The 7688-nt window shown below is 47.5% G+C and carries 7 protein-coding genes and 1 riboswitch; all 7 genes read right to left on the bottom strand.

What is annotated here, in order from left to right:
• Positions 1-170: 170 nt before the first annotated feature.
• Positions 171-1193 (bottom strand): NUDIX domain-containing protein, encoded by a 1023-nt coding sequence (locus ACR0QE_RS12480; RefSeq protein WP_432628671.1) that lies wholly within the window; start codon positions 1191-1193, stop codon positions 171-173.
• A 310-nt stretch (positions 1194-1503) separates the two neighbouring features.
• Positions 1504-1971 (bottom strand): 6,7-dimethyl-8-ribityllumazine synthase, encoded by a 468-nt coding sequence (gene ribH / locus ACR0QE_RS12475; protein WP_432628670.1) that lies wholly within the window; start codon positions 1969-1971, stop codon positions 1504-1506.
• A 170-nt stretch (positions 1972-2141) separates the two neighbouring features.
• Positions 2142-3356, bottom strand: coding sequence for a bifunctional 3,4-dihydroxy-2-butanone-4-phosphate synthase/GTP cyclohydrolase II (locus ACR0QE_RS12470; RefSeq protein ID WP_432628669.1), 1215 nt, complete (start codon positions 3354-3356; stop codon positions 2142-2144).
• Between the two features lie 151 nt (positions 3357-3507).
• Positions 3508-4191 carry a riboflavin synthase gene (gene ribE / locus ACR0QE_RS12465; RefSeq protein WP_432628668.1) on the bottom strand — a complete coding sequence of 228 codons (684 nt, stop codon included), beginning with the start codon at positions 4189-4191 and terminating at the stop codon, positions 3508-3510.
• A 17-nt stretch (positions 4192-4208) separates the two neighbouring features.
• Positions 4209-5390, bottom strand: a complete 1182-nt coding sequence (ribD, locus tag ACR0QE_RS12460) for a bifunctional diaminohydroxyphosphoribosylaminopyrimidine deaminase/5-amino-6-(5-phosphoribosylamino)uracil reductase RibD (protein ID WP_432628666.1) — start codon at positions 5388-5390, stop codon at positions 4209-4211.
• A gap of 364 nt (positions 5391-5754) precedes the next feature.
• Positions 5755-5870, bottom strand: a riboswitch (FMN riboswitch).
• Between the two features lie 135 nt (positions 5871-6005).
• Entirely contained in the window at positions 6006-6161 is a 156-nt protein-coding gene (locus tag ACR0QE_RS12455) for a hypothetical protein (protein ID WP_432628665.1), read from the bottom strand.
• Positions 6116-7420: a DUF2812 domain-containing protein gene (locus ACR0QE_RS12450; protein ID WP_432628664.1), complete on the bottom strand. Its 1305-nt coding sequence runs from the start codon at positions 7418-7420 to the stop codon at positions 6116-6118. Before ACR0QE_RS12450 ends, ACR0QE_RS12455 begins: the two co-directional genes overlap by 46 nt.
• Positions 7421-7688 lie beyond the last annotated feature (268 nt).

The following is a 7688-nucleotide window of genomic DNA, read 5'->3' as shown; positions in this document are numbered from 1 at the left end:
GTAAAAATCTTTTGTCTTATAGGTTGCCGCTGTACACATTTCGTTTCTTCCTCTCTCTTCTTTCTGATTTCTGAATATTTTCGTCCAGAATTGCCCTCTTTAGCCTTTTGATTTCGTCCAAAATTCTTTCTGAATCCGGTCATAAGTGACGCAAAGCGGGCAAGGCACCCCTACTCGCACCCCAAGGTCTTTCCTATCATCTCAAACTCATCCAGACGGATGCAGCTTTTCAGTTCTTTCTTCATCAGCTTTTCCCTGCACTCCCGATAATCCATCCATCTCACGCTCTCAACCTCCTCGCTCTGGAGTTTCAGATTCTCCTCCCGAATCGGCTCCCGATACAGATAGACTGCGCTGATCTCATGATCTTTAAACGGCTGTCCGTGAAAAACGGATTCGCTTTTTGCCTGATGCATCCCGACAAAATGAAGCTGATCCGCTGTCGCCTCAATTCCAAGTTCTTCTCTCAGCTCCCGAAGTGCAGTCGGCAGATATTCCTCTCCCGCTGCCAGATGTCCCGCCGCCGAAATGTCATAGCAGCCCGGGTAGGAATCTTTTTTCTCGCTCCGCTTCTGAAGAAGCACCTCATATCCCCCATCTGCTTTCGGGCGCACCACCCAGATATGTGCCGTTCCATGTGCGCTTCCATCACGGTGCGCAACCCCTCTCTCCCTGCGGATTCCGGTCTTCTCTCCCGTCTTCTCATCAAGAACGTCAAACAGTTCCATCTCTTTTCCGTCCAGAGATGCTGACACAAGTTTGTCCTGCCCATCATAGACCAGTTTGAGTGAGAAAAAGTCCGACCGCTCATTTAAGAGTCTGAAAAAGATCTTGTCTCCCTCCCAGATATTGAGCTTTAATGCCTCTTCCTTGTCCACCCATGCAAGCTCCCCCTCGTTGCAGGCGATCGGCTCTCCTGTGAACGCATCTGCCGTGAACAGCGACATATATTCCGTCACTCCATTTCCAGACACAAACGTCACGATCGCACGGTATTTCCAGGACGTCAGCGTATATCCGGTCTCCTCCCAGACTTCCCGAAGCAGGCACTCCTCCGGGCTCTCATCCGCCTCAAAGTGGCCGCCGACTCCAATCCATTTATCCTTATTCACATCATGTTTCTTCACCGTCCGGTGCAGCATCAGATACTGACCGTTCTTTTCTATATAACACAAAGTGCTCAGTGATGTCATATCGTCTTTTCCTCCAAAATCATTCAAGATTATTTTCTTTAAAATTATTTTCTTTAAGATTATCTCCCCTCCCGAGAAAGTCTGTGATCCCCTTCTTGCCTCTATAAAATGGGGGACATCCTCGCTGAGTCCATTAATACAACGCAAAAGAGAGCCGATCTCTCGGCTCCCTCCATTATATCACGATGTCATCAAATACGCCATGTCAACGATACCAGGCGTTTCCTAGCATTTCATTACGACCAGGCAAGCGCAAGTCCATTGCCCGTTGTCTTTGAGTGATGGGGAGTTGACTTGTCCCATCTCCCACTTATTTTTCCATCTCACGAATCAGATTCACCATCTCAATCGCACTCAGTGCACAGTCATATCCCTTATTTCCTGCCTTCGTTCCGGCACGCTCGATTGCCTGCTCAATGTTTTCTGTCGTCAATACCCCGAACAGTACCGGAATTCCGCTCTCCAAAGAAACACTTGCGATTCCCTTTGACACCTCATTGCAGACATAATCGTAATGACTTGTATTTCCGCGGATCACTGCTCCCACACAGATCACTGCGTCATATTTTCCGCTCTTTGCCATCTTCGATGCGATCAGCGGAATCTCAAATGCTCCCGGCACCCACGCAACATCAACCTGATCCTCCTCCACATTGTGGCGTTTCAGCCCGTCAAGCGCGCCTGCCACAAGCTTAGATGTGATAAATTCGTTGAAACGTGCTGCCACAATTCCTACCCGGATTCCCTCTGCTACAACTTTTCCTTCCAGTACTCTCATGATTTTTCCTCCATTTTTGACTTTATCTGATTTTCTAATTTTCTGATCTCTCTAATCTCTCTATTCTGATCTTTTTATTATGATTTCTTTATTTTGATTTTTTTATTTTGATCTCTTTATATTTAATCATTTTATTTTAATCATTTTTATCATGTCAAATCTTTAAATTTTTAAAGATTCAGGTTCAGCAAATGTCCCATTCTCTGCTGTTTTGTCTTGAGATAAAAACGGTCATAGCGCGTCGCCTCGATCTCAATCGGAACCCGCTTTGCAATCCTCATGCCAAATTCTTCCAGCTGGTAAACCTTATCCGGATTGTTCGTCAAAAGATTCAGGCTTTTCACACCGAGATCACGAAGAATCTGCGCTCCGATGTAATACTCTCTCTCGTCTCCACCGAATCCGAGCGCCAGATTTGCCTCAAGCGTGTCCATCCCCTGCTCCTGAAGTTCATAGGCCCTGAGCTTATTAATCAGCCCGATGCCCCGGCCCTCCTGACGCATATAGAGAAGAATTCCGCGTCCTTCTTTCTCAATCTGGGTCATCGCCGCTGCAAACTGCTGTCCACAGTCACAGCGCAGAGAGCCAAAGACATCCCCCGTCAGACATTCGGAGTGAACCCGGCAGAGCACATCCTCTCCGTCCCCGATCTCTCCCTTCACGAGAGCCACATGATGTTCCCCATTCAGGCGGTTCACATAACCGTAAGCGGTAAATTCCCCGTACTTTGTCGGCATCTTTGTCACCGTCACACGGTCAATCAGACAATCGTGGATTTTTCGGTATTCCTGAAGATCTTTGATCGTGATAAAGGTGAGCCCCCACTTTTTCGCGAGTTCCCGAAGCTCTCCGGTCCGCATCATCGTGCCGTCCTCCCTCATAATCTCGCAGCAGAGTCCACAGGCTTTGAGTCCCGCGAGACGGCACAGATCCACCGTTGCCTCCGTGTGGCCATTTCGCTCGAGCACACCGTTTTTCTTTGCGAGAAGCGGGAACATATGTCCCGGCCGTCTGAAATCTTCCGGCTTTGCATCTTCCGCGACACAGCGCATTGCAGTCACCGAACGCTCCTTTGCCGAAATTCCGGTCGTCGTGCTGGCTGCATCGATCGATACCGTAAATGCAGTCTCGTGATTATCCGTATTGTGAGAGACCATCTGCGGAATCTGAAGTTTCTGCACATACTCCTCCGACATCGGCATGCAGATCAGCCCCTTTCCATGTGTCGCCATGAAATTAATGTTTTCTGTTGTGGCAAATTCTGCCGCACAGATGAAATCTCCCTCATTTTCCCGATCCGGATCGTCCGTCACAAGAATCAGTTTTCCTGCCCGAAGATCTTCAAGTGCCTGCTCAATCGTGTCAAATTTCTCCGTCTGTCCCATAACTTCTTCCATCCTCCCGTTTTTTTCTCCGGTTTTCTTTTTTTATTTCTCTATCTTTCTGTTTCTATCATTCTTTTTCTGTCTTTATTTTTTTATTTTGATTTCAATATTCTTTTCTGTTTCTATTCTGTCTCTATTAAAAATCACGCGATCAGAATCCATATTTCTCAAGAAATTCCCTTGTCAGTCCACCACGTTCTTTTCCCGCTTCCATCTCAGGTTTCTTTCCTGCTGTGAGAGTTTCACTTTCCATTGTGAGAAGACGCTCTATATATTTTCCGATCAGATCTGTCTCCAGATTGACCAGATCGCCTCTCTTTCGCTCCCCAAGTGTTGTCACCTGTGCAGTGTGCGGAATGATCGAGACAGAAAAATCCGTTCTTCCGACTTTTGCCACTGTCAGGCTGATTCCATCGATTGCTATCGAACCCTTTTCCACAATGTAGCGCAGAAGTCCAGGGCTTGCCTGAATCGTGTACCAGACCGCATTGTCGTCCTTTAAAATCTCCACAATCTCCCCGGTTCCATCAATATGACCGGAAACCATATGGCCGCCAAATCGTCCTCCTGCAAGCATTGCCCGCTCCAGATTCACCCGTTTTCCCGGTTTTGCATCCGAGAGTGAAGAGCGGTTCAGCGTCTCATGCATCACATCTGCCGTGAAGCGATTTTTCTGAAACGAGGTCACGGTCAGGCAGACTCCGTTGACGGCAATGCTGTCTCCCAGATGCACATCCTCTAAAATGTGATCTGCACAGATCTCGAGGACTGCGGAGTGTGCTCCTTTTCTGACTGTCCGAATCGTCCCGATCTCCTCTACAATTCCTGTAAACACGTTTACCTCATCTCCTCTCATCCGCAGTTTATCTGATCGTCTGTCCGATTATCCACTATCATGATTTTCTCTGTGTTATGGTCTTCTCTGCGCCCGATCTCCCCCTCAATCAGGAAATCGTCACCAAGTTTTGTCACCGTTATAGTGTCTGCACGGAGTTTGACGGCCTGCTCCGGCATTCTCACGCCCTCTCCCTCAATCGGTGTTTTGGCGTTTCTTCCTCCAAAAAGTTTTGGTGCCAGATACGCCTGCACATGGCTCACAATTCCGGCTTCCAGTGCTGACCAGTTGAGTGTTCCTCCTCCCTCAAGGAGAATGCTGTCGATCTTTTTTTCTCCAAGTTTTTGCATCAGATCATTCAGATCGAGATGACCATCTCGCTCCTGCACGGCCAGAACCTGGCATTGTCTCTCCTCATACCGTTTTATGCGCTCCATATCCCGACAACAGGTGGCAAGAATAACCGGGGCACTCTTACGGTCCGCCGTCTCCACAATCTTGGAAGTGAACGGTGTGCGAAGATGCGTGTCACAGATAATGCGGATCGGATTTCGCCCACCCTCGATCCGGCAGGTCAGCAGCGGATCATCCGCAAGCACAGTCCCGACCCCCGCCATAATCGCCGTATAGCGGTTTCTTTGGCTTTGCACATGTGCCCTTGCCTGCTCACCTGTGATCCACTTCGACGCACCCACAGCCGTCGCAATCTTTCCGTCAAGCGTCATCGCATACTTCATCACAACATACGGAAGTCCCGTGCGGATGTACCAGAAAAATACCCGGTTAAGTTCCCTGCAATCCCTCTCAAGCACATGCTCGGTGACCTGCACGCCGTGATTTCGCAAAATCTCGATCCCTTTTCCGGCGACAATTGGATTCGGATCCCCGCTTCCGACAACGACTCTCGCAATCTCTGCCTCAAGAATCGCCTCCGTGCACGGCGGCTGTTTGCCATAATGACAGCACGGTTCAAGCGTCACGTACAGCGTTGCCCCTTTGGGGGATTCTGTGCATGAGGCGAGAGCATTCCGCTCTGCATGCGCCTCGCCATACCTTGCATGATACCCGCTCCCGATGACCTCTCCATTTTTTACAAGAACCGCGCCGACTAACGGATTCGGAGAAACCCGCCCTGTCCCTTTTTTCGCAAGTTCCAGTGCCATCCGCATATATTTCTGATCCATAGAATCCTGATCCATTTCTTCTCACTTCCCGCCTTTCTTCGTTTCATTTGAATCCAACAGGAGTTCGTCTTAGAACATTTTCATAACTCGCGAAGCATTTTTATTGCACAGGACGCAATTTCCTATGCAATAAAAAACACCCTGAACACAAGTTTTCCTTCTGTTCAGGGCGCTTCTGCATACTCAAAATATCCAAAAATAAACAAACATTCATAAACACAAAAAGCTCTGGAATTCTCATTCCAGAGCGATGATATTCTGCCACGAATCAATCTTGTTTTCGATATCTATCTAAAATAATTGCTAAAATAATTAAATGTCTAATGATATCTATCTCTAAACACTTTTATCTGTCTATTCTGTGTGTGTACGATTGTGTCATAATCTTCTTTCATCCAGACTATACTGTCGGCCTCGGAATCTCACCGAATCATGCCTTGCGGCTCGTGGGCTGTAACCACCGGTGGGGAAATGCTCCCCGCCCTGAAGACGTTGTTCTGTTGTTGCTTTTTAATATACTCCTCTCTTTCTCGTTTGTCAATCTAATTTTCAGACTTCTTTTCTCAACAATCTGACAATATGTGACGCTCCATGCCCAACTTAATTGACGTTTTCTTTTACGGCTTTCTCTCATGGGAGCAGCGGATGATCCGGATAAATAAATGCCCTCACCGCTTCCTCAAGCCCTTCTTCGTCTGTTCCACCTCCAAAATCAAGAATCACCAGACGGTTTTTGTCACTCAGCACAACCTCATCCACTGCAACCGCCTCATTCTCGCCATCCATACTCTCATCAACATTCTCCGGCAAGTCCCTGCCGCTCTGCGCGTTTTCGTCCTGTATTTTTTATTTTTAAACGTGTAGCGGCACCAGCTCACCGAGACATCCTCTGGAAGATTCAAAAACATCTCCGTTTTTGGAAGATCCTGTTCTCTCTGCTCCCACAGATCTGTCATGTCCTTCGGATAATTTTTTCTTGTCTGGCTGATCACCCATGGAATCGGGCTCTTGTAAATCATCACTCCAACCGGATTTCCTGCACCATTCACACGCATATCACCCGTCTGGCAGCTTGCAAACACGGTATGTTTCTCGTTTGAATAATCAAAATTGCTTAGACCGGTCTCTGTCTGACTTGTCTTTTCCGCCCGCGTGAAATGCTCAATCATTACATTGCACAGCGGAAAGGCGATCATGCTGATCACGACAACACCCACAAAATAACCGATCCAGTCTTCCCTGCTGTTTCCACTTCCATTTTTGCGGATCCATCTCCGCATGAACAAGACAATTCCAAGCAAAAGAAACACAGAGACAAGATAACTGATGAACATCTGCAGGGAAATTGCGCACACCGCTGACAAGATGAGTAAAATCAGAAAAACCCATGTCACACTCCGAAATTTTTTTCCTTTCAGCTGCCGCCTCAGATCCTCTTCATTGAAATTTTCTATCGGCGCTTTCTCACCGTTTCTGATGCTTTCTTTCTCTCGGTGTGCCCACCGCATTAGCCGAACATAAAATGCCGCCCAGGAACCTGCCAGGATTGTCGTCATCATCACAGAGAGGAAATTAAACGGATCTGAAAGCACAACTGCCGGATCCTTCAGACTCCGATACAGCACCCAGCACTCTGCGAGAATCAGAACCGGATACAAGATTCGAGTCGACCAGCCCCACACCATGGACTTCTGGATTTCAAATTGCGTCGCCCTGCTCATCTCCTCCGTCCGCTTCACACTCACATCCGTCGTATAGAAAACCTGCCAGTTTATTCCCCGGCACTGGAACTTCCACCCCGCGTCTTCACACCGCTCCTGAAACTTCCTTTCCGCCCACGAATCCACGCCTGTCAAAGTTGAAGTTCCCGGAATGATAACCGTTGCATAGCTCCGCCTTTCCGGTTCTCCAGAATAAAATTTCATTCCAAAATTGCCGATCTTTTCCGGAAACCATCCCAGTAAGGCCTGCTCTTCCAGATAATGCTCAAACAAATCTGCTTCATACACGGAAAAATTCCACCAGATTTGTTTTTCTTTTCTCATGGTTGCGCCTCCTCTCTGCCGGTATTCTCCCACTAATGATTCTGATAGATTTCGATTTTTCATTCTTTTTTCTTATATTTCTGTTTTCTATATTTATTATACAGAATTTTCCCCAGTCATTACAAGAACGAGAGGCTTACTCTTTCCTTACATTTTCGTTACCGGATTCCAGAACTTTTTTCTTTTGATGCATCGGGTCAAATCTGATGGATTGTTACTGTACACGGGTAGGCATTTTCTGAACTGAAAATGCCGTATGATACAGTGG

Source organism: Brotaphodocola sp., from assembly GCF_050873065.1.
Lineage (GTDB): Bacteria > Bacillota > Clostridia > Lachnospirales > Lachnospiraceae > Brotaphodocola.
This window is presented reverse-complemented; position numbering and strand designations above follow the sequence as displayed.

What these genes read in the sequence shown, in the direction of transcription:
- ACR0QE_RS12480 (WP_432628671.1), bottom strand. Translation starts at nt 1,193, where the DNA reads ATGACATCACTGAGCACTTTGTGTTATATAGAAAAGAACGGTCAGTAT.
- ACR0QE_RS12455 (WP_432628665.1), bottom strand. Translation starts at nt 6,161, where the DNA reads ATGGATGGCGAGAATGAGGCGGTTGCAGTGGATGAGGTTGTGCTGAGT.
- ribD (WP_432628666.1), bottom strand. Translation starts at nt 5,390, where the DNA reads ATGGATCAGGATTCTATGGATCAGAAATATATGCGGATGGCACTGGAA.
- ACR0QE_RS12470 (WP_432628669.1), bottom strand. Translation starts at nt 3,356, where the DNA reads ATGGGACAGACGGAGAAATTTGACACGATTGAGCAGGCACTTGAAGAT.
- ribH (WP_432628670.1), bottom strand. Translation starts at nt 1,971, where the DNA reads ATGAGAGTACTGGAAGGAAAAGTTGTAGCAGAGGGAATCCGGGTAGGA.
- ACR0QE_RS12450 (WP_432628664.1), bottom strand. Translation starts at nt 7,420, where the DNA reads ATGAGAAAAGAAAAACAAATCTGGTGGAATTTTTCCGTGTATGAAGCA.